We start from the raw sequence: 22,005 nt of genomic DNA, 5'->3' as shown, positions 1-22,005 counted from the left end.
GGTATTTTCCGATTGTTCTAATGTTCAGATGGAACGCTGCATCGGGTATTTTGCCTCTAGAAGGTTCACAGATGGTGCTCGATCCAGCTAATCGACCGGAAAATGTCGTAGAGCAGTATTGCACACATCCGGGGAGCGGCCAATCCATATTCGGCACGTCCGTGGGCAACCTGGTTTCGGACGCGTTGCCCCGAAATATCGGAATACCTGAATCGAAGATACTCCACGAGGTCTTCATCGATGTCCTCCTCAAGCATGTTTAGTAATCCCGGTAATGGGACCGGTGTCGTGTACCCCTCTTGTAGGCTGGCAGTTTCATATCCTCGCGCTTTCAGGATAGACGCGATCGCTCCCTCTAGGCGTGGAACTCCGATATGCAGTGCGTCGGCGTATCGGTCATCGAACACGGCGATGATGAAATCGGTCAAGTAGGCGATGTCGTGGACAGTCAGATCGTCCACTGACCAGAGATACAGGTACAGATCGCCCTCGGTGATAATGTCCTCTTCAAGCACGCGGAACAAGATGCTGGTCAAAACACTGTCTCGGAGTTGGACGGAGATATTGTAGTTGCCGGGTCGTGTTCGATCCTCCGGGTCCGGGATCGCATCTCCCTCTTTCGTCATGTGGCGCTGGCTCACCAGTTCCATGATCGAAGCCCCTTCTCTCGTCTTCCGTAGCTCCTCTAACTGCGGGAGGAAGTCTTTCCGGGAGAGGAGAAACATCAATGCAGCGCCGCCAAACTCGTTTTGCGAGATTTCACGGGCTTGGTCAACAATTTCATCAATATAGTTTTCGAGCTCCTCGATCTCGTCTTCACTCGGTTCGTGCTCGAATTCCACCATCTCGTCGCGAATCGCCGCCCTATTTGCAGCTCGTAGCTCTTGCTTCCATTCCCTGATCTGCTCCTCATCAGCGAACTCGGTGCAATCATCCAAGGCTCGTTGGAACACGATTGCTCGGTACATCTGACCGCGCTCCTCAGTGGCCTCGGCCTCGGCATTATACGAGTCGATGAGCGCCTCCTGCTGCGGAGTGAAATCTCGATCGCGGTGCCGCCGAAGATCTACGAGAGCATTGAGGAACCGCCGTTCGGTATCGTACTCCTGTTTCTCATGCGAAGCCTGTGCTGCTGACTCAAGGACCTCTTCGAAGTCGTCGAGTGTATCTTCGTCAGCAAAGTGCTGTAACCGTGGAAATGCGTGCAGTAAATTTCCCCGAGTATTGGGCGTGATCGTTTCCCAGTGCTGGTCAAACAGGTCCACTATCCGCGGTATCCAGAAGTCGAGTTCGTCGTTGTCATTGATGTCTGCTGCTACCATCGCCGCCTGTTGAGCGGCATGGACAGCAACGTTGTGCCATCCGTCGTCAACAGTCTCATCGACTGCGTCACGGTACGCGTCTAAGGCGGGTACAGCGCCATCCTGGTAGTCTCGCTCGGCCTCCCATCGGACTAACCCCTTAAGTGCAGGTACTATGGGATGGTCGAAATCGATCTTATCTAACTCCTCCAGTGCGTCGTCGGCCGAAGAGGGAGTGTCTTCATCATCTCTGGCTTGCCGCTTGATCCGCTCCATCTCTAGTTGGATATGTGATTCTTTGTTTTCACCTCCTCTTATACGGGATACGGCTCTTTGTAACCTGGATTCATGCATATGTTGGTATGATTGGATTCCTCTTCTTTAAGTGACTAGGTAATACGCCAATTTCAACGAAATACAGGAAAGCTAGCTTTCAGACGGCAGGCTGGGACTGCCGTCATGCAGACCATACGTTCATTGGAATTGACGTACAACACCGTTTGTAGATGCCGTTCATCGCCTGTAAGGACGACCGCACGGTCATACCCCAAGATGTGGATGACAGTGACACCGTCTACTGCACCAGCTGCGGTGGCCGGATGCGGGTACGCGGCCCGTTCGATGACGGCCGCGTCCGACACTTCTACCACATCGACAACGTCGGTGGCTGTGCCGCCGCTACTGCTTCAGGCGGTGATCCGGGACCGGCCGAGTCCGACACCCACGAAAAGCTGAAAGCGTTCGCGGTATCTGGACTCCGGCAACGGTTCGAGGACTATGCGCGGTGTGGGCCGGAGATCACGGTTGACGTGGCAGCGACGGACACCAGTGTGGATCAGCGCCGAGCCGATGCACTCCTCGAGTTCACGGACTCGAACCGGTTTTTCGGGGATGGCGTGATCGTTGAGGTCCAGCATTTGAACGTGGAGAAGGATATCCGGACGACGACACACGACTACCTCGCGCAGGACTTCAGCGTGTACTGGGCGACGGTCGAGGATTTCACGGATGACCGATTCCTGGTGGAGGAGATGGATGCGGCGTTCGATGAGCGACAGGATACAGCGTTTGCGTCGTATTGGGATGCGCCGCCGGCATTGGATGCACCGGACCGGTTGATTACACCGGACGAAGAAGAGGATGCGCGATATACGACGACTGACTTGGTGCCGGAGTGCAGCCATCTGTTGGTACCGGCGGATGAGGCGTACCGTGTCTGTGTCCGGTGTGGGGTCGAGATCGAGACGTGCGTGTTTGATGATCAGCGTGGGCGGCTGCGGAGTACGGACACGGTGCCGTCGTATTTTGAAGGTGAGCGGGTGTTGGCGGCGGATCGGCGATCGGTAGAATATCCGGTGTCGATCCGGCCGGTTGACGAAGAGGGGACGCCGCCGGATCATACGCATATCTGGGGGAGGTCGTCCGGTATCTTTGGCTGAGATAAGTATCGGTGTACGCGGTGTGATAGTACGTTGCTGGTGTCACCGGATCGTATCCAGTTGACGCATGAGGCGGCGGAGCCGTGGAAGCCGGATGAGGCGCCATGGGAGTAACTTCTGGTGGCCCTCTGGGGCTTGGCGAGTATGTGCACGTCCTTCCCGCAGTAGCGGCGAGCTTGCTGCAGTAAGGGAATTGGTTGATTCTGTAAACTCCGAACGTTCGAAGCGTCATGGCGGCTGGATCATTCATTTAAATATTATTACATAGTATGTACTCATGGCGGTGGAGCAGTGAGTGGAGACCCGGGACGCAGACCCGTACGGCAATAGCGCTCACATCCGGGTTCCGAAACGGTTCCGCGGCAAAACCTTCCAGGCAGAGCTGGTAGACGGGACTGAGGAGTGGCGTGAAACGCTGGAGGCCAAAGCCTGCGGCAACAGCGCCCACATTTTGGTGCCTGAGCGGTTCTGTGGAAAGACGTTCCGCGTCGAACTGGCCGGAGATGAGCAACAGAACACTGGCAGAGAGGGTGATTGAACTGGACGAGGAAGAACTACGAAACGCAGTACGCGAAGAAGTCCGATTTGAACTCCGGAGAAGGGATGTGGAGAAGGCGATCAAGGAAGTAGTCGAGGAACGGTATTTCCACGCACTCCAAGAGCAGCCGCGTACGGTGACTCGAGAAGAACTGCGACAGCTGAAGCAAAAGGCCGAACGATACGAACTCAACGGCTTGGCCGAGAGTCTTCAGATCTTGATCGACGACCTCACACGAGAAATCGAATCCATGAAAGAGGAGATGAAGGAGTTCTATGAGAACACCCACGAAGCCATCTGCGATGTTTGTGGGGAGAGCTTCCGATTCCATGACCGCCGTGATTTTGAGGAACGTGCACTGGAACACGCTACCAGTCACGAAGAATTCGAGATCGACTGGTCCGGTCTCTCTATCCGGCGACCCTCAAAACGCTCCTTGGAAAGCCTTTTTGATGACTTTAAAGAGGCGGGATACGTCCAGAACGGTGGTGCTAATTGGGATTAGAGCATACATCACAAGTCTTGTCGAAGTATGGGCTGATATTCACGAAGAGCTTCGCCGGATGATGTCATTCTGGTTCGTGTTAGGGTTCTTCTTCGGAGCCATGTCATCCATGTTCCGCATCACGGGTGATCTAACGGTGGAAAAACTGGTTGGCTCTTTCTTTGGTCTCGTGTTCGTGCACGGGCTGCTGGTACTGACGATCGGGAGAGCGGTTCTCGAGGATGCAAAGGAGGTCTCTGACCGATACTTTCCAGACTATATCCCAAAAAGAGGTGATACAACTGAGTGAGGACTACGAAAACGTCTCGGTCGATTGCTCTCATTATCCCGAAAGTATCCGTTAGAACCTCACATAGACATTTCAAATTTCTTCATATCGTAATTTTACCTTTCACTTTTACGTGTCAATGGTTTATTCAGAAATGTATGGCGATCAGTCTCCTCGTCACAGGGGTAATTGCAGCGATAGCCGCTATACTGCTATCCCCCGTATTTGGATACTCGACCAGTGCTGGCTACCACCTTGGAGGTGGGAGTTTGACGAGTAAGGAAAAGGCTGCACTCCTCAAACTCGCCAAAATCGGGGCAGCTGGTATTATTGCCGCATACACGGCGCCAATCTTTCTCGCGATGAGTCCGCTACTCATCGGCGCTACCATGATCGGAGGAGTAGTACTGGTGCTTCACTACGACATCCCGCACTGGAGGATACTATGAGTCAGAACAATGTAGGTGATGCGCTTGTGACTCTGGTTGTTGGCCCGTTCATAGGATTGGCTATCGGTGTTCTCTTCTACGCTGTAGCGCAGATGTATGTGATTATGAGGCCGACAGAAGGGTCGTTTACGGCAGCCTATGACACGATCGGTACATCGCTCTCTATCAGTTACAGCTTGTTCCAGTTGGCTTCAAGCCTTGAAACCTGGATCGCGATTGCAGTGATCGCTTTCGCGAGTTACAGTTTCTTTGCGAGTCTAGGTGGCAGCAGAGGCCGTGGCGGTCTCGGCGGTCGATAGAAGCAATTCATCATACTACGGAATTGCAGCAATATATCCCGGTAGGATTTTTGTGCTGGCCGTGTGATTGTGTGACACACGGCGTTGTGATCAGCAGTCAGTAATCAGATAATGATGTACTGTCAATGGGAGATAACCAAGGTTAGAGCCGTGGCCTATGGTGACCGAGGCCACTAACTGATATCAGGTACAGCAGGAAAATGCCACAAGTACGTAAGTTTGGCCCCAGTCTGACGGAAATTTACCAAGGTGTACAGTTATTCTCCGGTAGGGGAGTTGTATTTATGCAAAATGGGGGTGTAATGGGGCCTCGGCACTCATAGGGCTCGTCGTTACCGGGTGCCGAGTCCGGCTCGGAGCAGGTGTATCGTCATCGGCCGGCCGATCGTAAGAGGGAGACGACCAAGACGGTTTGGATCGAGTTCAGTCGTGGTCGGTGTGGGCGTCGGCGAAGGCGGTGTTCCACTCGTCGATGAGGTTTCGAAGGCGGTCGGTGTGAGTGGCGGAGAAGGTTGCGGGTGCGCGGGACGGTGATTCGATCTCGGTAGTCGACGGCTCACTTGCGGTGGTCGATTGCGAGCGAGCGATCGAGTCGGCTTGAGCGGGCGGCCGAGTAGTGGATCGAGTGCTGGACGCGGTCGGTGTCGAATCAGTCGTCTGTGAGTGTCGTGTGCTCATATCGGTCGGGATGGGTGGAGTGTGTGATGTGGTTCGGCGAGAGCGTTCGGCGGTCGAAGCGGGCGGAACGAGCTGCGTGAAGGCCGGCTACACGTACACGTGGCATCTGTACGCGGACCGTTACGCCCAACCATAATAAATGTTAATGATGTATCGGCACCAGCCGTAACCGCCACGACTAAACTCACGGCAGATAACCGAGCGCAGTACGTGGACGAGAGCGAGGATACCGAGGCGAACACCGGAATGCGAGCGCATGCGAACCGAGAGCAAGACATGATCGACGTCTCGAGTGAACTGGCTGCCGACAACACCGATAGCACTGCCGATGAGCCACCCGCTGTTGCGGTGAGCATTATCGTTCCGGCGCGAAACGAGGCCGAGTTCATTCGCGGCACGCTCTCGAGTCTCGCCGCGCTCGACACCGCACTCGAGTTCGAGATTATCGTCGTCGACGGGAACTCGGACGATGGGACGCGCGCGATTGCACGGGAGTACGGATCGACAATCGTCGAAGAGGCCGGTGGGAGTATCGCGACGGCGCGCAATATGGGAGCGAAACGTGCAAGCGGCGAGTGGCTCGCGTTTATCGATGCGGATACGCGGGTCCGGGCGGACTATCTGACGGAGATGTGTGGCTTCGTCGAGGCGAACGGGTTGGCAGCCGCGAGTTCGCGCTGTCGGATAACGGGACCGTGGCGGGCGAAGGTGATGGAGGCGACGATCAACCACGTGTTTCCGCGACTCGAGCGGCCCGTCTTGCCGGGGTTCAACTGTTTCGTCCATCGGCGGGCGTTCGAGGATGTCGGCGGCTTTCCGGATGTCCCGAACGAGGACACGGCGTTCAGTCGTCGGCTTGCGCGCCGGTATCCGACGGCCTACGCCCCGGACGCGCTGGTCGCGAGTTCAGGCCGGCGGATCGCCGAGTCGGGGTTGACGGGAACGCTCTGGCACTACGTTCGGTTGGATGCGCAACGACTGCGGTCCTAACTGCGGTTATCTTCTCTCGGGTGGCGTGTCAGCGACCGGTCTCGAGAACGGGCATGGACCCGCCGGGGAACCGCTTTTGGCCGTCCTCGTCGGTCAGGGAACCGTGTCCACTGTCCCCCCAGAAGTCGCGGACCGTCTCGAGAGCGAACCGCTCATGGCCCATCTCGGGACCTGTGTCGAGGGACGCCCGCACGTCGCCCCCGTCTGGTATCGGTACGAGGACGATGTCGTTGAACTCGTGACGACGGGGCGAAAGCTGGAGAACATCCGGACGAATCCGCGCGTGTCGCTGTCGGTACAGGCGGACGACGAGGGACGAACGCGATGGATGGTGACACTGCTCGGGACGGCGACGATTATCGAGGGCGACGCCGAAACGGCAGCGGCGAGACGGAAAATTAACGAGAAGTACGGCGCGAGACCGGATGCCTACGACGAGAACACGCTCGTTCGAGTCGAGGTGGGGTCGGCGACCTACGAGACTTACTGACAGCGCCGGAGTGATTCCAAGCCGGACCGTACCGCTCGTGTGGAATCAGAGACGGGCGGTCGCCCGAAGAAGACGGGTATCCACTCAGTGAAGCAGTAAAGCGACGATCGTGCGGTGAGAGCGCGTCGCGAGAGCCCCGAAGGACGGCGATCGAGGGACGGCTACTCGTCGCGTCGCTCACGGCTGCGATCACACGCACCCAGTGTCGACTGTAACAGGCGAGTCGGCACCGTCACGGGATCGGCGCGTCCAACGCGAACTGGAAGCGGACACGAGTTGACGGTGGCGCTCGATCGGTCAGCGATCATCGCGCCCTCTCGAAACAGTTGCACTGCGACCGGACCGTCGGCCGCATCGACATCGGCGGTGAAACACGTCGTCGCACCCGCCGGGACCGTCACCGTCTCGAGCGTCGCCGGATCGGGACCGGATTCCTCGTCGCTCTCGCTCTCGGCGACCCGCTCATCCGATTCGTCACCGACCGCTACCTCGCCGAAGACCACCTCCTGACACGCACTGAACTGCGGATTCGACGCCGTAAGCGCGCCGATACCGGGAACGACCGGTTCCTCCCGGAACGCCTCGACGGAGCCGATAATCGCACCGTCGGGGAACTGTTCGAGTTCACGTACGTCGATCGTCCGCTCGCCGTCGACCGCGCCGACCGGCTCGATGACGTTTCCGACTTCATCGCCGGCACCGACGAACGTCGCGGTGACGATCACGTCGGCGAACTTGCCGAAGACGCGAATCCGCCGGCAGTCGATGAACTCGATCCGTTCGTCGGGCGGTGATACGGCGCGCCACTCGAGTGAGACCGCGTGCTCGCTATCGTTGGTGATGCAGAAGACCGGCCCGTCTGCGTTCTCGTCGGTATCGCCGCACGCAGGGGTCAGCCGAATCGGCGGTGCACGAGCACAGATAGCGTCTGCAGTATCGGCTTCGCTGGTGTCCTCGTCACCATCGTCCGCGGTATCGCCGCCGGCAACGATACCTGCGGCAGTTCCCGATACGCCGCCGATCACCGCGGACGTAACGGTGACCCTTCGCAACCACTCTCGTCTGGAAGGTATCTCTTGAGACATTGGTTTCTGTGATTTCCCCGGGAGCCGCCCCGAGAACGCGAGTGAATTGCGACGCATCACCTATTGTTATCGACAGGCTGCAGACCGTTCACGAGAGCAAACAGTATCCTGGCGTTCGAGTATCACACGCAGCAGCCGATCAATACGCAGACCTCCTCTCAAGCAGTGACAGCGACATCTAGCCACCCACCGCTAATAGTACGGTATCGCTACAGCGCCTCGTCACGGCGTATGCCGTCACATCGCGGGTCAATGACGGCCTACACCGAGATTCCACCAACGAGAAAACCCGCGAGGACTACTCGGCTACAGTCCTGTCGGAACGTCGAAGTAACTCGTCTCGAGTTCAGTCTCCCACCCCTCGACCCGCTCCTGGATCGCCCGGACGCCGAACGTCTCGGTCGCGTAGTGGCCCGCCAGCGCGACGTGAATACCCGCCTCCCGCGCTTCATGGTAGACCTGCTGTTTGCCCTCGCCGGTCACGAGCGCGTCCGCGCCCGCATCGACGGCTTCGTCCAGCCAGTCAGTGCCGCTGCCGGTGACGATCGCAATCTCGTCGATCTCGTCTGGACCGAACTCGAGCAACTGGACCGAGTTGCCGTCGGGTTCGAGTTCGGTATCGAGTCGCGAGCGCAACTCCGCGGGTGTGTACGGCTCCGACGCGGTGCCGCGCTGGCCGATGAACTCGGGACCGAGTTCACCGAACGGGGTTCGATTCTCGAGGTCGAGCGCGTCGGCGACGCCGGCGGCGTTCCCGAGTTCCTGATGGCCGTCGAGCGGGAGGTGCGAAACGTACAGTGCGAGGTCGTGGTCGATCAGTGGGGCGAGTCGATCGTAGGTGCGGCCGGTGACGCGGTCGAAGCCGCCCCAGGAGATGCCGTGGTGGACGACCAGCGCGTCCGCGTCGGCCGCGATCGCCCGCTCGAAGGTCTCTTCGACGCCGTCGACGGCGAAGGCGACGTGTTCGACGGTGCCCTCGTCGGGGCCGACCTGCAGGCCGTTCGCGCTGGCGTCGAGGTCGGCGTAGTCGGCGGTTCCGAGCGTCTCGTCGAGGCGGTCGACGAACGCCGAGAGTTGCATGCTCATACTCCCGCGTTAGGCCGGCGGCGGCTTGTATCCTTGCGATCGAGCGCGACGCAGTCGGCGAGCGGCAAGCAGTGGCCAGCCAGCGGCAAGCCGCCGACCTAACGGTCAGACTCCGGTGGCTTCGGTGCATCATCGACACGAAACGCGCGGAGCGTGTGGCGCTCGAGTTCAGTTTGCTCGCACTCGGCCGGGTGGAGTCCGCGGTCGGTGAAGACCTGGGTCCAGTCGCGGACGTAAAGCGGCACGCCGTCGACGTGGCGGATTTCGCTGGCAGACGAGTCGGCGGGTGGGGTGGACGAAGATTCATCTCGGGTGGGACGTTGTCCTTCGTTCTCCGCCGTCAGAAGGGTCGTGCCGGCCACTCGAGCGAGTTCGTCGAACACCCATTCGTTGTCCGGGTGGACGTGCTGAAGCGTTTCGACCGAGTAGACGACATCGAATCGATCGGCCGAGACGGAGCGAGCCAGGCGCTCGATCGGACAGCAGTAGAACGTTCCCGCGGCGAACAGATCGGGCGAATGGCGTTGCATCACGTCGAAGGCGGTCTCGTTGATATCGATGCCGAACAGGTTCTCGTAGCCGTGGTCGTGAAGGTGTGCGAGGTGGCGGCCCGAACTACAGCCGAGTTCGAGCACGGTGGCATCGGGGTCGACGAAACGAGCCAGCGTTCGGCGAATCGCCTCGCTCGTCGCGTTCGGACCGTAGTACGCGTAGTATTCGGGTGAATAGGCACCCGAGCGTGATTCCCAGCGGTCGTGGACATCGGTTACGTTCATGATTACATCAGCTCGGTACCGCAACGTTCCGCTGCAGTCGCCGCCACACCGCGACGGCGACACGTCGGCTCATCCGCTCGTCTGCTTCCGTTATCCGCTATTCACTCATCCGCTGTCCGCTCGAACAACGCCCGCGAGTAGCCTACCGCCGCCGCGGGTCATATAGCTGTGGTCACAGCCGGCTCGCCACCGCCGGCGCGCCGACCGCGGGACCCCAATTTACTACCAGCGCCTCGTATCACTTCCCATGTCACGGCGAACGATCAGCCACGAGACGGGTGCCATCTACGAGTTCACACCTGAACTCGAGCCGATCGCGACGGTCGAGTCGGGCGCGCAACTGACGGTCGAAACCAGAGATAGCTTGGACGGGGCAGTCCAGTCGGAGTCGGACGTGCTCGAGTCGGTTCCGGCGGAGGTAAACGCCGCGACGGGACCAATCGCGGTCGAGGGGGCCGAACCCGGCGACGTGCTGCGGGTCGATATTGACGACATCCGACTGACGGAGGATCGTGGCCGCGTCATCTCGGTCGACGGCTTCGGGCTACTCGACGGCCACGAGGGAATCGAGGCACCCCGGTCCCGGATCACGCCCGTCGAGAGTGAGAGCGACGGAGACGGAAACGGAAACGGAAACGGGGAACGAGCCGAAAGGAGCGACGCGACGCTCTCCATCGCGGGAATCGACGCCGACGTTCCAGTCGAACCGCTCATCGGCACGATCGGCGTCGCGACCGAATCCGAATCGCACACGACGCTCGTCCCGCACGACCACGGCGGCAACCTCGACACGACGGATCTGTGCGCCGGAAACGCGGTCTACTTCCCCGTTTTTCAGGCGGGTGCCATGCTCGCGATGGGCGACTGCAAGGCCGCGATGGCCGACGGCGAGATGTGTGGCACCGGCGCGGAGATCCGAACGGCCATCGACGTGACGGTCGAGGTGCTCTCGGACCCCGAAACCGAACTCGAGCGCCCGCTGATCGAAACCCCCGAGGCCTGGAAACCGGTCGCGAGCGCGGACACGCTCGAAGCAGCTTGCGAGATAGCGACTCGGGACGCGATCGAACTGCTGGCCGCGGAACACGAGGTCGACACGACGGACGCCTACCTGTTCGCAAGTCTGGTTGGCGGCCTCGAAATCAGCCAGGTCGTGGACCCGCTGGTCACGGTTCGAAACGCGGTTCCGAAGGCGTATCTCTCCGCGCCGTTCTGAGCCGACGGCCCGTCGTTAGGAAGACTCGGCGGCCGCGCGTTCGTAGATGAACTCGCGCACCAACTTTCCGGCGAGCGAGGCCGCCTGGCCGTCGTCGCGGTCGTTGACTTCGACGACATCGACGCCGGTCGCCTGCGGCGCAACCGAGCGCACCGCGTCGCGCAGTTCGCGCGGCTCGAGTCCGAACGGCTCCGTCGTCCCGGTTCCGGGCGCGTAGCCCGGATCGGCGGCGTCGATGTCGACGCTCAGGTACACGTCCCGATCCTCGAAGCGATCACCGGGGTCCCAGTCGGCCACGTCCTCGGGCGGAACGACGGTCACGTCGGCCGCCTCGGCCCGGTCCCACTCGGCCTCGCTCCCAGCGCGAGCCCCGAGGACGAACAGCTTGTCGACCGAGTCGAGTTCATCGTCGTCGAGCACTCGTCGCATTACGCTCGCGTGCGAGAGCGGATTGCCGTCGTAGTCCTCGCGCAGGTCCAAGTGAGCGTCGAGCGAGACGACGATATCCGGTTCGACGGCGCGGACGCCGGCCAGCGAGACCGTGTGTTCGCCGCCGAGCGTAACCGGGACGGCGTCGTCCCAGGCGATATCGCGCAACACGCCCTCGAGCCACTCGAGGTACTCCGGAACGTCGTCCCACGCGCGAACGTCGCCGTGGTCGACGACGCCGAGGTCGGAAAAGTACTGGTCCGTCCGGTGGTCGTAGTCGTCGAACGGCTCCGCAAAAGTCCGAATGCGCTGGGGTCCGAATCGGGTCCCCGGCTGAAAGGTCGTCGATACGTCCAGGGGCGCACCGACGACCACGAAGTTCGCGTCCGAACGGCCGGTTGCCGCGTCGGTTCCTTCGCGTTCGTCCGTCGCCCCAGGAAACATTAGACGATCTTTCGCTGATCTTCCATCTCGAGGTATTCGATGTTCTCGTCGGGGGAGGCGTCGACATCCTCGGGCATGCGCATCGTGATGGTCTCGTACGTTTCTAGGTCCATGACCTGCATGTCGTTGCCGTCGACGGAGACGACCTGGCCCTGTTTGCGCTCGATGATCGGAACCCAGATCTTCGCGTCGACCGGCTGGGAGAGCGAGCGCTTTTTGCCGTCGAAGACGCCTTTCGCTTCGATACGGGCCTTGGCGCTGCCGTGTTTGCCCGGTTTCGCCGTCGAGTAGGCGTTGATCTTGCAGGCTGCGTCGTCGATGATTACGTAGCTTCCTTCCTGGAGATCGCGAACTTCTTGCTGCTGTTTCGCCATGTCCCGGGGTAATCAACCGACGGCCATAAACCGTTTGGAATGCCGGCTCGAGTGTGCGATACGTGTCACCAGTGTTCTTAAACTCCAGTATCCGGATGCCTGCCGGAGATCAAATCGGTGAAAGCGGACAGAACGCATGGAGAACATTCAATTCGACCTGCGAGCCAGTTTACGTTCACCAGGGACGCCGGCTCACCACCGAAATCCGGTGGAAGCGACGGGCGGTTCGAGCGGACTCGGCGGCAGGCCGTCCCCGACGGTGGGATCGTTGTACGCACCCGGTGCAACATCGTTTGGCGTCGCCGGGTAGCAAAGCGATGCGAGCAACTGGATGTGGCCGCGGCCGACGCCGAGTTCGAACTGGCCGCCGCCGTACATGCTGATGTCGCGTTCCTCGCAGTAGGCGATCGTCTCGAGTAGCGATTCGACCGACCCGAACCGGGACGGTTTGACGTTCAACCACTCGGGCTCCCAGGGAAGCGCTTCGATATCCGACACGCCGTGAATCGGTGCGTCCCAGGACACGCGCTCGCGGACGGCCGCTTCGTCGAACAGCGATTCCGTCTCATCGGTCAGCGCGGGGTCCTCGATGACGGCGTCGGGAAATGACTCGAGGACGAGTTCGTACAGCGTCGGGTCGGCGGGGGCGTCGACGGCGGTGCCCGCGTACTGCCCCTTGAGGTCGAGGATCTGTACTGCGTCGGTGCCGACCGTCTCGCCAACGCGGGTGACGAGTTCTCGATCCCACGTCGTCGTCGGGTCGAGCTTGAACTCGATCTCGGGGACCCGTTCGCGCAGTTGCTCGAGTCGGTCCGTCGTCGGCGGCTCGCCGAGTCGGGTGCTGGTGACGAACCGGACGGGGTCGCGCGACCGATCGAGTTCACTCGCGAGCGTCGTCTCGGCCTGTCGCAACGCGAGGTCGAGGGCCGCGCTCTCGAGGCCCCAGCGGCGGTAGTTTCGAAACACCTCGCGGTCCGGAGCGGTCGGAAACAGGTCGAGATCGACGAGTCGCTGGGAGAACTCCCCGAACGTGAACTCGCCGGTCAGATCCGGGAGTCCGTGCTCGGCGAGGGCGTGGTGGTCGTCGGCCTCGTAGGTCACATCCTCGCCGACGCCGGACTCGCCAGCGCCGGTGAGCGTGAATTCCGTCGTGACGCGGGTGAACTCGCTCGAGGTCTCACTCGAGAGCCGTTCGGTGGTCGCGTCGTCGATCGAGAGCGAGAGATCGGCGAGGTGGTCGAACGCTGTCTGCAGGTCCATAGCGTGTGACTCACCGGCCAGCGAAAAGTACGTTCGCCCGTTTCGTTCCGTCCTGTCCCGTTCTTGCCGTCACTTCTCACGCTGGCGCTGTCGGAGGTTCTGCCTGGTAAACTGCGGTTTTGCCTGAATGGACCGCGACTCGCGGAACGTCCGATAGAGTTGGATCGAAAGAACGAACGCGAAGATCGCCGCGACGACTGCAGCCCACGGGGCCTCGAGGGCATAGAGAACGCCCATCGAGAACAGCGCCATCGTCAACAACATGCCGTAGATCAGCCGTTTTGCGAGTTGATCGAAGACGTTACCCGAATCCTCGACGCCGACGCGAACGTACAGATCGTCCCGGTCGAGTCGATCGAGCGTCCGCTCGAACTTCGGGGCGATTCGAGTCAGCGACTCGCCGCTCCGACGGATCTGACCCGCGGTTTCGGCGGCGTACTTCCGGGCGGTCTCCTCCCGATACCCCTGTTCGGTGAGGTAGTCCGTCGCGGTCTCGATGAAGTCGAAATCCTCATCGAGGGTAACGCAGACGCCCTCGACGACGGTCGCGACTCGCAGGACGAGCGCGAGGTTCTTCGGCAACCGGAACGGAAACACGTAGATCGAGTCCTCGATCTGGCCGACGATCTGGTTGACGCGATACTGTTCGACGTCTTCGCCGCGGGCGTCCTGGATCGCGATTTCCATCACTTCAGCCATCACGCCGCGATCCGCATCGGGCGAGAGCGTGCCGATTTCGATCAGCGCGTCGAGAATGCCGTCGATATCCTGGTTGGCGACGGCGATGTAGAACTCGATGATCTTCTCGCGGACGAAGTCGTCGACCCGACCGGACATGCCGAAGTCGTAGAAGACGATCCGCCCCTCGTCGGTCACCGCGAGGTTACCCGGGTGCGGATCGGCGTGAAAGACGCCGTCGTCCATGATCATCTGCATGTATGCCCACTGGAGGTTCTCCGCGATCGTGCTGCGGTCGATTCCCTTCCGCTCGAGTTCAGCAACGTCGTTGATCTTGGTCCCTGGAATGCGTTCCATCGTCAGCACTCGCGGCCCGGAGTGACTCTCGATGACGGCGGGAATCCGGTAGCGGTCGTCGCCGGCGAAGTTGCCCCGGATCTCCGCGAGCATCTCGGCTTCTCGCTCGTAATCCATCTCCTCGCGGATCGTCTTCGAGAACTCGTCGGCGAGGTTTTCGAGCGAGAAGGCCCGGGATTCGTCGACGAAGAACAGGATGAGCGGCAGCGACCAGCGGATCACGCGTAGGTCGGCTTCGACCAGTTCTTCGATGTCGGGGCGACGGACCTTGACTGCGACCTCGCGAACGTCGTCGTCGCGGGCGGCGACCGTTTCCGAATGCAGTTGTGCTTGATAGACCTGCCCGAGGCTCGCGCCGCTTATCGCCGCCGTGTCGAAGGAGTCGAACTGCTCGTCGATCGGTCCGAGTTCGGCTTCGATGACTGCGCGGGCCTGCTCCCACTCGGCGGGCGGGACCTCGTCTTGCAGTGCGGCGAGTTCGTCGATGTACTCGGGCGGGAGCACGTCGGGGCGGGTCGAGAGCAACTGGCCGAGTTTGATGAACGTTGGCCCGAGCGTCAGGAGCGACTCGAGGAGGACGGACGCCCGATGGCGGCGCGTTTCAGGGGCGACCGATCGGGAGCGACCAAAGAGGAGGAATCGATGACGGTCTCGTGCATACGCGAGGAGCAGGGGCAGGAACTGCCAGGCGACGAGGACGAACCGTTTGTACGCACGGAGGGAGACCAGTCTCGGTCACCTCGAGTTGGTGTCAGTGTCGGCGTCGGTGTCAGTGTTGGTGTCGGCGTCGGTGTCAGTGTTGGTATCGATGTCAGTGTCGGTGTCAGCGTCGATTCCAGTATCGCTTGTCCTATTCGCTGTTGTCCCTGCGTCGCCCTCTGAAGCGATATCTCCGTTCTCATCCCCCGCAGTCTTCGTCTCGATAATATCGATCGTGGTCTCTTCGCTCCCCGGTTCGCTTTTGGGAAGCGTCAACTCCAGGACGCCACGCTCGACGACCGCGTTCGCCTCGACATCGGCCGCACGGACCTCGTCGGGAAGCGGCAGGTCGACATCGAGGAACAGCGAGCGGTTCTCCTCGAGGTAGTGATAGTCGTCCGGAACGGCTTTCGCGCGTTGTCCGGTGATCGAGAGACGACCGTCTTCGACCGTCCAGCCGAGCGAATCAGCCGTAATTCCTGGCACGTCAAGAACGAGCAGATACGCTTCGTCGCTCTCGAGCAGATCGAAGAAGACGTCCTCGGTGAGATCCCGCAGGGCGTCGCGGAGCGCTGGCATAGATACAGGTTCGAACGCCGATACGAAAAAGCCCGCGGTAGCGGTCATCGTGCGAGCGGCGTCCAGGGCGACGGCCCAGATCCCGACCAGGATCGAACTCGGCAGAGTCGGAGCCGTGACGACCGCGTCGTCCCCTACGCTTTTGCCGTCCCGCAACCCGCGTTCGAGTATGAACGGAGCCGATCACGATCGCACGACGGCCGGGTTCAAGGTCCGGACCCCGGTCGACGAGGCCCGAGAGACGTTCAAAGAGGCCATCACGGAGCGCCTCGACGGTGACAGACCGTTCACCGGGGCGGAACGAGTCCCCCTCGAGACCGCCGACGGCCGAACGCTCGCTGCGACCATTACGGCCGACCGGAACGTCCCGCACTACGAGCGCGCCGCGATGGACGGCTACGCCGTCCGCGCTGCAGACACCTTCGGTGCCAGCAACCGCTCGCCCGAGCTGCTTCGCATCGCTGACGACGCTGGCGGCGGTGACGATGAAGAGGGGACTCCCGCGAACACGACCGTCACGCCCGGAACCGCCGCCCGCGTCCACACCGGCAGCGCCCTCCCCGACGGTGCCGACGCCGTCGTGATGATCGAACACGTCGACGAGTTCGACTCGGCGGCCGAACTCGAGGTGACGGACGCCGTCGCCGAGGGAGAAAACGTCGCGCCGGTCGGCGAGGACGTCGACGCGGACCAGCACCTCTACGACGCGGGCCACCGGCTGCGCCCGTCGGACCTCGGCCTCCTGCGGTCGGTCGGCCGCCGCGAGGTCACCGTCGCCCGACCGCCGACCGTCGGCGTGATCCCGACCGGCGAAGAACTCGTCGAGCGCGATCCGGGACCGGGCGAGGTCATCGAGACGAACGGCCTCACCGTCTCGCGGCTAGTCGACCGATGGGGCGGACGGGCGACCTACCGCGACGTCGTCACCGATGATGCCGACTCGCTGCGGGTCGCGATCGAGCGGGACCTGACGAAAGACATCGTGGTGACGACCGGCGGCTCCTCCGTCGGCGAGCGCGACCTCCTTCCAGAGGTGATCGACGACATCGGCGAGGTCCTCGTCCACGGCGTCGGTCTCAAGCCCGGCCACCCGGTCTGTCTCGGCCTCGTCGAGGACACGCCCGTCCTCGCGCTGCCGGGGTATCCCGTCGCCTGCATCGTCAACGCCGTGCAGTTCCTCCGGCCGGCGCTGCGCTGGTTCGAGGGAACGACTCCCGATCCGCACCCGACGACCCAGGCACGACTCGAGCGCAAGATCCCGAGCGAACCCGGAACGCGAACGTTCGCCCGAGTTCAGGTGTCGCGACGCGACGACGACACAGACGCGGCCGAACCCGCGGTCGTCGCGACGCCGACGCGGGCAAGCGGATCGGGCGTGCTCTCGAGCGTCGCGCTCGCGGACGGCTGGGTCGTCGTTCCGGACGGCCGCGAGGGAATTCCGGCGGGCGAGACGGTCGCGGTGGAGAACTGGGAATCGAACCCGTAAGGAGCGCCACGATCGGCAGACGGACCGACGGACCGACGTTTTTACCGTCCGCGCGCGAAGGACCGCTATGAACCGCAAGGAGTTTCGCGATCTCGCTTCACCGACCGAGGCGCGCGAGGCCATCGACTCGCTATCGCTCGAGGGCGGCATCGAGCGCGTGCCGCTGACGGATGCCCGCGGCCGAACCCTCGTCGCGCGGCTCGACGCCGAACTCGACGTGCCGGGGTTCGACCGAGCGAGTCTGGACGGCTACGCGCTCACCGCGCGGGATACGTTCGGAGCCGACGAGGCCGATCCCGCCGAACTCGCGGTCGTCGGCTCGGTCCACGCCGGCGAGGAACCCGCGGTCGAACTCGAAGCCGGCCAGGCGGTCGAAATCTCGACCGGCGCGGTGATGCCCGACGGCGCGGACGCGATGGTTCCCGTCGAACGAACGGACACCATCGACACCGACAGCGACGGCGACAACACGACCGTCCTCGTCCGCACCGCCGTCGCCCCCGGCGACAACGTCATGTTCGCCGGCGCGGACGTCGCCGCCGGCGAGCGCGCGCTCGGCCCCGGCACCCAGATTACGCCGCGGGACATCGGACTCCTCTCCGCGCTGGGTATCGACGAGGTCCCCGTCCGCAGTAAACCGCGGGTCGGCATCGTCTCTACCGGCGACGAACTCGTCCGGCCCGGCGACGAACTCGACAGCGACCGCGGCGAGATCTACGACGTCAACAGCTACACGATCGCCGCCGGCGTCGAGGATGCCGGCGGTGAAGCCGTGCTCTACCCCCACGCCGGCGACGAGCAGGACGAAATGGAGCGCGTCCTCAGAGAAGCCGCGGCGGAGTGCGATCTCGTGCTCTCCTCCGGGTCGACCAGCGCGAGCGCGGTCGACGTTATCTACCGGGTCATCGAGGAGCAAGGCGAACTCCTCCTCCACGGTGTCAGCGTCAAACCCGGCAAACCGATGCTCGTCGGGCGGCTAGCCGACTCCGCCTACGTCGGTCTCCCCGGCTACCCCGTCTCCGCGATGATGGTCTTTCGAACGTTCGTCGCACCCGCGATCCGCGAAGCCGCGGGAGTTCCCGAGCCGGAATCCGCGACCGTCACCGGCCGAATGGGTCGCGAGGAACGCTACGGGGAGGGTCGGCTTCGCCTGATGCCCGTGGGTCTCGTCCAGCGCGGTCCCGACGCTGAAGACGACCGCGACACAGCCCCACGTGTGGACGACAGCGACAATGCACCCCTCGTCTATCCCGTCGACAAAGGCAGCGGCGCAACGACCAGCCTCGCCCAGGCCGACGGCGTCGTCGAGGTCGGCCCCGAAACGGACTACCTCGAGGCGGGCGAATCGGTCCGCGTTCAGTTGTTCTCGCCCGCCGTTCGTCCACCCACGCTGCTCGGCGTCGGCGAGGACGACCCGACGCTCAACCGTCTCCTCGATCGTCTGGAGAACCCCCGCTACCTCCCGGTCGGCTCCCGCCCCGGCCTCCGACGACTCCGCGACGGCGTTCCGGACGTGGCCGTCACCGCCGGCCCGATCGAGCGCGACACCGACGCAACCGAACTCGGCGGCTGGACCCGCGAGTGGGGACTGGTCGTCAGACCCGGCAATCCCGCCGAAATCGAGGGCCTCTCGGATCTGATCGACCGCGACCTCCGGTTCGTCAACCGCACCAGCGATTCCGGACTTCGGGTCAGTCTCGAACGGGCACTCGCCGAACTCGCCGACGACCGCGGCGCGGGGCAACACGAACTCGCCGACTCGATCAACGGATACGACATCGGGCTCCGCGCCCACGAAAGCCCCGCCCGAACAGTCATTGCAGGCGAAGCCGACGCCGCCCTCGGACTGCGCGAGACGGCGGACCACCTCTCGCTCGAGTTCGTCCCGCTCGGCGAGCAGTCGGTGCGAGTGTTTGCGAACCCGGACCGGACGGCGAAGGCGAGCGTTCGTGAACTCGAGACGGCGCTTGCGGAGAACTCGAACGAGGGCACGTAACTGGGTCTGGGTCCGCACGTTCCCGAACGAGACAGTCAGGGCAGCCTGAACAGCGATTTTTAGGGGATGGTGCTGTACATAGCGTGATGTCGACGATAGCCGAGCTTCGGCTTCCAGCCACTGAGACGACCCTCGTGACCGCGTTCGAGCACGCCCCCGAGATCACCGTCGAACTCGAGTCATCGGTCTCGAAGACCCGGCCCTGCCTCTGGGTTGCGGGCGTCGATCGAGAGCGGGCAACGGGTGCGTTCGATGTGGACCCAGCCGTAATCGAGTATGATCTGCTCGTCGAATCGGACTCCAGACTACTGTTCGACGTCGAGTTCGCCGATGGAGCGGGAACCGACCAGTTGTGTGAAGAATTGCTTATCGACGGCGGCTCACTCCTCGAGATGTGGGGCACCGACGGCTGGTGGCAGGCCAGAGTTCGGTTCCACAACCGAGAGACGCTGACGCAGGCCTATGATCGACTCAACGAGATGGGGATCAGTGTCGATCTCCGGCGAATCACGGACGTTGCCGACTCGGAAAGCGGCGAGACGCGACTGACGCCCGAGCAACACGAGGCGCTGGAGGCAGCACTCGAGTACGGATATTTCGAGATTCCGCGGCGGATCTCGATGGAGGAGTTAGCAGATGAACTCGGTATCTCCCATCAGGCGCTCTCCGAGCGGTTCCGCCGCGCGTACGAAACGCTGGTCAACGAGGAGTTACAGCATGTCGAACAATCGTCGTCGTAGTTGTCGTAGTAATTGCAGCCGTAGTCGTAATCGCAGTCGTAGTCATACGCTCACGCGCTGAGCGGTTAGAAAAGTTCGTCGAACGACTCGACGCGGTAGTCACCGAGGACGCACCGACCACGGCGGTCGTGGCCGACCCGTTCGACGTGAATGGCGTCGAGACCAGCGTTCCAGGCCGCGCCCACGTCGTTTGCACCGTCGCCCGCGAGCACGCCCAGGTGGCCGTTTTCCCCGACGCCGAGGTCGTCCATCACCCGCTGCACCGGCTGTGGGTCCGGTTTCCAGCCCGTCTGTTCGGTACAGCACAGTCGCGCATCGAACCAGTCCCGAATGCCGACGTTGTCGAGGACGGGTTCACAGAGGAACTCCTGACAGTGCGTGACCAGTCCGACCGGCGCATCGAGTTCGGCGACGAACGCAGCGTCCTCGTGAAGATAGGTCTGTTCGGCACGGACCAGCGGGTCCTCCTCCGCGTGGAAAGCCTCCCAGAACGTCGTCGGATCGACTCCCCACTCGAGGAGCTGTCGGTCGCGAGACCCGGTCAGGCCGCTCCAGAGGATATCCGCTTCCTGATCGCTGAACTCGCGACCGAGACGATCGCCGACCCGGTCGAAGACGCCCCGGGTGTACGACCACTCGACATCAACGAGTGTGCCGTCGAGATCGAGAAGCCAGAAGTCGTAGTCGTCGTCGACATCGAAGGCGTTGTCATCGGCGTCGAAAGCGGATGCAGATGCGGACGCAGAGGTGGCAGCGGAAGCGGGACTGGAGGCAGCGTCGACTTCGAACTCGTTTTCGTTCTCGTTCTCGGTGACCATCGGGACACAACCGTACGGGAGTGGCGAGTAAATGTGTACCGATTTCCTGAACGACTGCTGACTCGTCGATTCGTCACGGTGGCAGTCGACAGGTCGGAATCCCACAGCGAGATCGGCTATACGTCCTGCACTCTGATACTCGAGCCGAGGTACTTCGAGAGCGTTTCGGAGACCGTCTCAGCGTTGAACGCGTCGAGGTCGGCCGCGATGGCCGATTTCATGGCGTCGAAGTACGCCGTATCGACTTGCAGTTCGCTGAACGAGACCGATTCGACGGGCAGATCGAGCCAGTCTTCGGCGAGCCGTCGGACGTGGGCCTCGTCGGCAACCTCGCCGCGCCAGAGCGTGTCGCGGAAGAAACGCCAGCCATCGGTTCCCGGTTCGGGTGCCCCACGACGGACGGTAACCGTCGTCGTTTCACTGCCGGGTTCGAGCGAGATGGACGGCTGCGCGGGTTCGAGTCGAACGCGAACCGTGAAGACGTACTGGCCGTGCATCGCGTGTAGATAGACGATGGAGCCACTCAACTGTTCAGGCGACTCATCCAGGTCCGGACCCGAATTCAGGTTCGGGTTCGGGTTCAGCTTCGGGTTCAGGTACCGGTATCGGTGTCGGTACAGACACAGCTACAGGGACGGAGAGACCAGAGACAGAGACCCAGCGACCGCACACGCCCGAGACGAACAGCTTTGCCAGGAGTTCAGGCGTTGCGTTCGGACTCGATCAGTTCCGCCATCTCGATGTCGTCGTCCGTAATACCGCCTTCCTCGTGGGAGGTCAGCCGAATCTCGACCTCGGAGTAGCGGATGATGATCTCCGGATGGTGAAACTGCGATTCGGCGATCTCGCCGACCATCTGCGCGAAATTGACGCCCCGAAGGTAGTCGTCGAACTCGTACGTACGGACGATCTCGTCGCCGTCCCGGGTCCACTCGGCGGGAAGCTGTGCCTCGATTTCCTCGTCTGAAAGGATGTCAGCCATGGTCGCCCGAACGAAGGCCAATCAAATAATGATTGTGCCACGT

25 protein-coding genes are annotated in these 22,005 nt (G+C 62.1%); 12 read left to right on the top strand and 13 right to left on the bottom strand.

All coding sequences use genetic code 11. The annotated features are described in order from the left end of the window. Window positions 1–65 precede the first annotated feature (65 nt). Complete coding sequence (locus tag SM755_RS07960; protein WP_323172194.1) at window positions 66–1,577, bottom strand: hypothetical protein; 1,512 nt, start codon at window positions 1,575–1,577, stop codon at window positions 66–68. Between the two features lie 278 nt (window positions 1,578–1,855). Here SM755_RS07960 and SM755_RS07955 point away from each other — a divergent pair, with 278 nt between their 5' ends. From SM755_RS07955 to SM755_RS07930, 6 genes are all read left to right on the top strand, one after another. Further along, on the top strand, window positions 1,856–2,740 hold the full coding sequence (locus tag SM755_RS07955) for a hypothetical protein (RefSeq protein WP_323172193.1): 885 nt from the start codon (window positions 1,856–1,858) through the stop codon (window positions 2,738–2,740). 295 nt (window positions 2,741–3,035) lie between these two features. Then, window positions 3,036–3,278, top strand: a complete 243-nt coding sequence (locus SM755_RS07950) for a DUF2080 family transposase-associated protein (protein ID WP_323172192.1) — start codon at window positions 3,036–3,038, stop codon at window positions 3,276–3,278. Beyond that, entirely contained in the window at window positions 3,244–3,783 is a 540-nt protein-coding gene (locus SM755_RS07945; protein ID WP_323172191.1) for a hypothetical protein, read from the top strand. The genes SM755_RS07950 and SM755_RS07945 overlap by 35 nt, the downstream gene beginning before the upstream one ends. Beyond that, window positions 3,764–4,072 (top strand): hypothetical protein, encoded by a 309-nt coding sequence (locus tag SM755_RS07940; protein WP_323172190.1) that lies wholly within the window; start codon window positions 3,764–3,766, stop codon window positions 4,070–4,072. The genes SM755_RS07945 and SM755_RS07940 overlap by 20 nt, the downstream gene beginning before the upstream one ends. A gap of 137 nt (window positions 4,073–4,209) precedes the next feature. Next, window positions 4,210–4,500 (top strand): hypothetical protein, encoded by a 291-nt coding sequence (locus tag SM755_RS07935; RefSeq protein ID WP_323172189.1) that lies wholly within the window; start codon window positions 4,210–4,212, stop codon window positions 4,498–4,500. After that, window positions 4,497–4,799, top strand: coding sequence for a hypothetical protein (locus SM755_RS07930; RefSeq protein WP_323172188.1), 303 nt, complete (start codon window positions 4,497–4,499; stop codon window positions 4,797–4,799). Before SM755_RS07935 ends, SM755_RS07930 begins: the two co-directional genes overlap by 4 nt. A gap of 423 nt (window positions 4,800–5,222) precedes the next feature. Here the strand turns inward: SM755_RS07930 and SM755_RS07925 are convergent, their stop codons facing one another. Further along, entirely contained in the window at window positions 5,223–5,477 is a 255-nt protein-coding gene (locus tag SM755_RS07925; RefSeq protein ID WP_323172187.1) for a hypothetical protein, read from the bottom strand. Window positions 5,478–5,753: 276 nt separating this feature from the next. On the opposite strand from SM755_RS07925, the gene SM755_RS07920 reads away from it, so the two are divergent. Beyond that, the gene (locus SM755_RS07920) at window positions 5,754–6,467 is read left to right on the top strand and encodes a glycosyltransferase (RefSeq protein ID WP_323172597.1); all 714 of its coding nucleotides are present in this window, start codon (window positions 5,754–5,756) and stop codon (window positions 6,465–6,467) included. Between the two features lie 76 nt (window positions 6,468–6,543). Next, window positions 6,544–6,957: a pyridoxamine 5'-phosphate oxidase family protein gene (locus SM755_RS07915; RefSeq protein ID WP_323172596.1), complete on the top strand. Its 414-nt coding sequence runs from the start codon at window positions 6,544–6,546 to the stop codon at window positions 6,955–6,957. Window positions 6,958–7,118: 161 nt separating this feature from the next. Here SM755_RS07915 and SM755_RS07910 read toward each other — a convergent pair whose 3' ends face one another. The 3 genes from SM755_RS07910 to SM755_RS07900 form a co-directional block, all read right to left on the bottom strand. Next, complete coding sequence (locus SM755_RS07910; RefSeq protein WP_323172186.1) at window positions 7,119–8,009, bottom strand: hypothetical protein; 891 nt, start codon at window positions 8,007–8,009, stop codon at window positions 7,119–7,121. Window positions 8,010–8,348: 339 nt separating this feature from the next. Then, window positions 8,349–9,122, bottom strand: coding sequence for a Nif3-like dinuclear metal center hexameric protein (locus tag SM755_RS07905; protein ID WP_323172595.1), 774 nt, complete (start codon window positions 9,120–9,122; stop codon window positions 8,349–8,351). Window positions 9,123–9,226: 104 nt separating this feature from the next. After that, window positions 9,227–9,904, bottom strand: coding sequence for a class I SAM-dependent methyltransferase (locus SM755_RS07900; RefSeq protein ID WP_323172185.1), 678 nt, complete (start codon window positions 9,902–9,904; stop codon window positions 9,227–9,229). Between the two features lie 247 nt (window positions 9,905–10,151). Between SM755_RS07900 and SM755_RS07895 the strand changes: the two genes are divergently transcribed. After that, window positions 10,152–11,120 (top strand): acetamidase/formamidase family protein, encoded by a 969-nt coding sequence (locus SM755_RS07895; RefSeq protein WP_323172184.1) that lies wholly within the window; start codon window positions 10,152–10,154, stop codon window positions 11,118–11,120. Window positions 11,121–11,135: 15 nt separating this feature from the next. Here the strand turns inward: SM755_RS07895 and speB are convergent, their stop codons facing one another. The 5 genes from speB to SM755_RS07870 all read right to left on the bottom strand — a co-directional run bounded on the left by speB (window position 11,136) and on the right by SM755_RS07870 (window position 15,940). After that, a complete protein-coding gene (gene speB, locus SM755_RS07890; protein ID WP_006665842.1) occupies window positions 11,136–11,993 on the bottom strand; it encodes an agmatinase in 858 nt (285 codons plus the stop codon). Continuing rightward, complete coding sequence (locus SM755_RS07885; RefSeq protein WP_006665841.1) at window positions 11,993–12,367, bottom strand: translation initiation factor IF-5A; 375 nt, start codon at window positions 12,365–12,367, stop codon at window positions 11,993–11,995. The genes speB and SM755_RS07885 overlap by 1 nt, the downstream gene beginning before the upstream one ends. A gap of 192 nt (window positions 12,368–12,559) precedes the next feature. Then, window positions 12,560–13,627 carry a hypothetical protein gene (locus tag SM755_RS07880; RefSeq protein WP_323172183.1) on the bottom strand — a complete coding sequence of 356 codons (1,068 nt, stop codon included), beginning with the start codon at window positions 13,625–13,627 and terminating at the stop codon, window positions 12,560–12,562. Between the two features lie 69 nt (window positions 13,628–13,696). Further along, on the bottom strand, window positions 13,697–15,334 hold the full coding sequence (locus SM755_RS07875; RefSeq protein WP_323172594.1) for an AarF/ABC1/UbiB kinase family protein: 1,638 nt from the start codon (window positions 15,332–15,334) through the stop codon (window positions 13,697–13,699). A 63-nt stretch (window positions 15,335–15,397) separates the two neighbouring features. Beyond that, on the bottom strand, window positions 15,398–15,940 hold the full coding sequence (locus tag SM755_RS07870; RefSeq protein ID WP_323172182.1) for an Hsp20/alpha crystallin family protein: 543 nt from the start codon (window positions 15,938–15,940) through the stop codon (window positions 15,398–15,400). Window positions 15,941–16,109: 169 nt separating this feature from the next. On the opposite strand from SM755_RS07870, the gene glp reads away from it, so the two are divergent. The 3 genes from glp (at window position 16,110) to SM755_RS07855 (ending at window position 20,162) form a co-directional block, all read left to right on the top strand. Further along, complete coding sequence (glp, locus tag SM755_RS07865) at window positions 16,110–17,426, top strand: gephyrin-like molybdotransferase Glp (RefSeq protein ID WP_323172181.1); 1,317 nt, start codon at window positions 16,110–16,112, stop codon at window positions 17,424–17,426. Between the two features lie 67 nt (window positions 17,427–17,493). Further along, window positions 17,494–19,422 carry a molybdopterin biosynthesis protein gene (locus SM755_RS07860; RefSeq protein WP_323172180.1) on the top strand — a complete coding sequence of 643 codons (1,929 nt, stop codon included), beginning with the start codon at window positions 17,494–17,496 and terminating at the stop codon, window positions 19,420–19,422. Between the two features lie 86 nt (window positions 19,423–19,508). Then, window positions 19,509–20,162: a helix-turn-helix domain-containing protein gene (locus tag SM755_RS07855; protein ID WP_006824979.1), complete on the top strand. Its 654-nt coding sequence runs from the start codon at window positions 19,509–19,511 to the stop codon at window positions 20,160–20,162. 65 nt (window positions 20,163–20,227) lie between these two features. On the opposite strand, the gene SM755_RS07850 is transcribed toward SM755_RS07855, so the two are convergent. The 3 genes from SM755_RS07850 to SM755_RS07840 form a co-directional block, all read right to left on the bottom strand. Further along, on the bottom strand, window positions 20,228–20,980 hold the full coding sequence (locus tag SM755_RS07850) for an HAD family hydrolase (protein ID WP_323172179.1): 753 nt from the start codon (window positions 20,978–20,980) through the stop codon (window positions 20,228–20,230). A gap of 116 nt (window positions 20,981–21,096) precedes the next feature. After that, entirely contained in the window at window positions 21,097–21,477 is a 381-nt protein-coding gene (lwrS, locus tag SM755_RS07845) for an LWR-salt protein (RefSeq protein ID WP_006665833.1), read from the bottom strand. Between the two features lie 203 nt (window positions 21,478–21,680). After that, on the bottom strand, window positions 21,681–21,962 hold the full coding sequence (locus tag SM755_RS07840; RefSeq protein WP_323172178.1) for a 4a-hydroxytetrahydrobiopterin dehydratase: 282 nt from the start codon (window positions 21,960–21,962) through the stop codon (window positions 21,681–21,683). Between the last annotated feature and the right edge of the window lie 43 nt (window positions 21,963–22,005).

The organism is Natrialba sp. PRR66 (assembly GCF_034808065.1).
Lineage (GTDB): Archaea > Halobacteriota > Halobacteria > Halobacteriales > Natrialbaceae > Natrialba > Natrialba aegyptia.
This window is presented reverse-complemented; position numbering and strand designations above follow the sequence as displayed.

Bases quoted from the DNA above. Each gene is read 5' to 3' on its own strand.
- SM755_RS07925 (WP_323172187.1), bottom strand. From the start codon at position 5,477: ATGAGCACACGACACTCACAGACGACTGATTCGACACCGACCGCGTCC.
- SM755_RS07840 (WP_323172178.1), bottom strand. From the start codon at position 21,962: ATGGCTGACATCCTTTCAGACGAGGAAATCGAGGCACAGCTTCCCGCC.
- SM755_RS07885 (WP_006665841.1), bottom strand. From the start codon at position 12,367: ATGGCGAAACAGCAGCAAGAAGTTCGCGATCTCCAGGAAGGAAGCTAC.
- glp (WP_323172181.1), top strand. From the start codon at position 16,110: ATGAACGGAGCCGATCACGATCGCACGACGGCCGGGTTCAAGGTCCGG.
- SM755_RS07860 (WP_323172180.1), top strand. From the start codon at position 17,494: ATGAACCGCAAGGAGTTTCGCGATCTCGCTTCACCGACCGAGGCGCGC.
- lwrS (WP_006665833.1), bottom strand. From the start codon at position 21,477: ATGCACGGCCAGTACGTCTTCACGGTTCGCGTTCGACTCGAACCCGCG.
- speB (WP_006665842.1), bottom strand. From the start codon at position 11,993: ATGTTTCCTGGGGCGACGGACGAACGCGAAGGAACCGACGCGGCAACC.
- SM755_RS07900 (WP_323172185.1), bottom strand. From the start codon at position 9,904: ATGAACGTAACCGATGTCCACGACCGCTGGGAATCACGCTCGGGTGCC.
- SM755_RS07920 (WP_323172597.1), top strand. From the start codon at position 5,754: ATGATCGACGTCTCGAGTGAACTGGCTGCCGACAACACCGATAGCACT.
- SM755_RS07850 (WP_323172179.1), bottom strand. From the start codon at position 20,980: ATGGTCACCGAGAACGAGAACGAAAACGAGTTCGAAGTCGACGCTGCC.
- SM755_RS07930 (WP_323172188.1), top strand. From the start codon at position 4,497: ATGAGTCAGAACAATGTAGGTGATGCGCTTGTGACTCTGGTTGTTGGC.
- SM755_RS07935 (WP_323172189.1), top strand. From the start codon at position 4,210: ATGGCGATCAGTCTCCTCGTCACAGGGGTAATTGCAGCGATAGCCGCT.
- SM755_RS07960 (WP_323172194.1), bottom strand. From the start codon at position 1,577: ATGGAGCGGATCAAGCGGCAAGCCAGAGATGATGAAGACACTCCCTCT.
- SM755_RS07870 (WP_323172182.1), bottom strand. From the start codon at position 15,940: ATGCCAGCGCTCCGCGACGCCCTGCGGGATCTCACCGAGGACGTCTTC.
- SM755_RS07905 (WP_323172595.1), bottom strand. From the start codon at position 9,122: ATGCAACTCTCGGCGTTCGTCGACCGCCTCGACGAGACGCTCGGAACC.
- SM755_RS07945 (WP_323172191.1), top strand. From the start codon at position 3,244: ATGAGCAACAGAACACTGGCAGAGAGGGTGATTGAACTGGACGAGGAA.
- SM755_RS07855 (WP_006824979.1), top strand. From the start codon at position 19,509: ATGTCGACGATAGCCGAGCTTCGGCTTCCAGCCACTGAGACGACCCTC.
- SM755_RS07880 (WP_323172183.1), bottom strand. From the start codon at position 13,627: ATGGACCTGCAGACAGCGTTCGACCACCTCGCCGATCTCTCGCTCTCG.
- SM755_RS07895 (WP_323172184.1), top strand. From the start codon at position 10,152: ATGTCACGGCGAACGATCAGCCACGAGACGGGTGCCATCTACGAGTTC.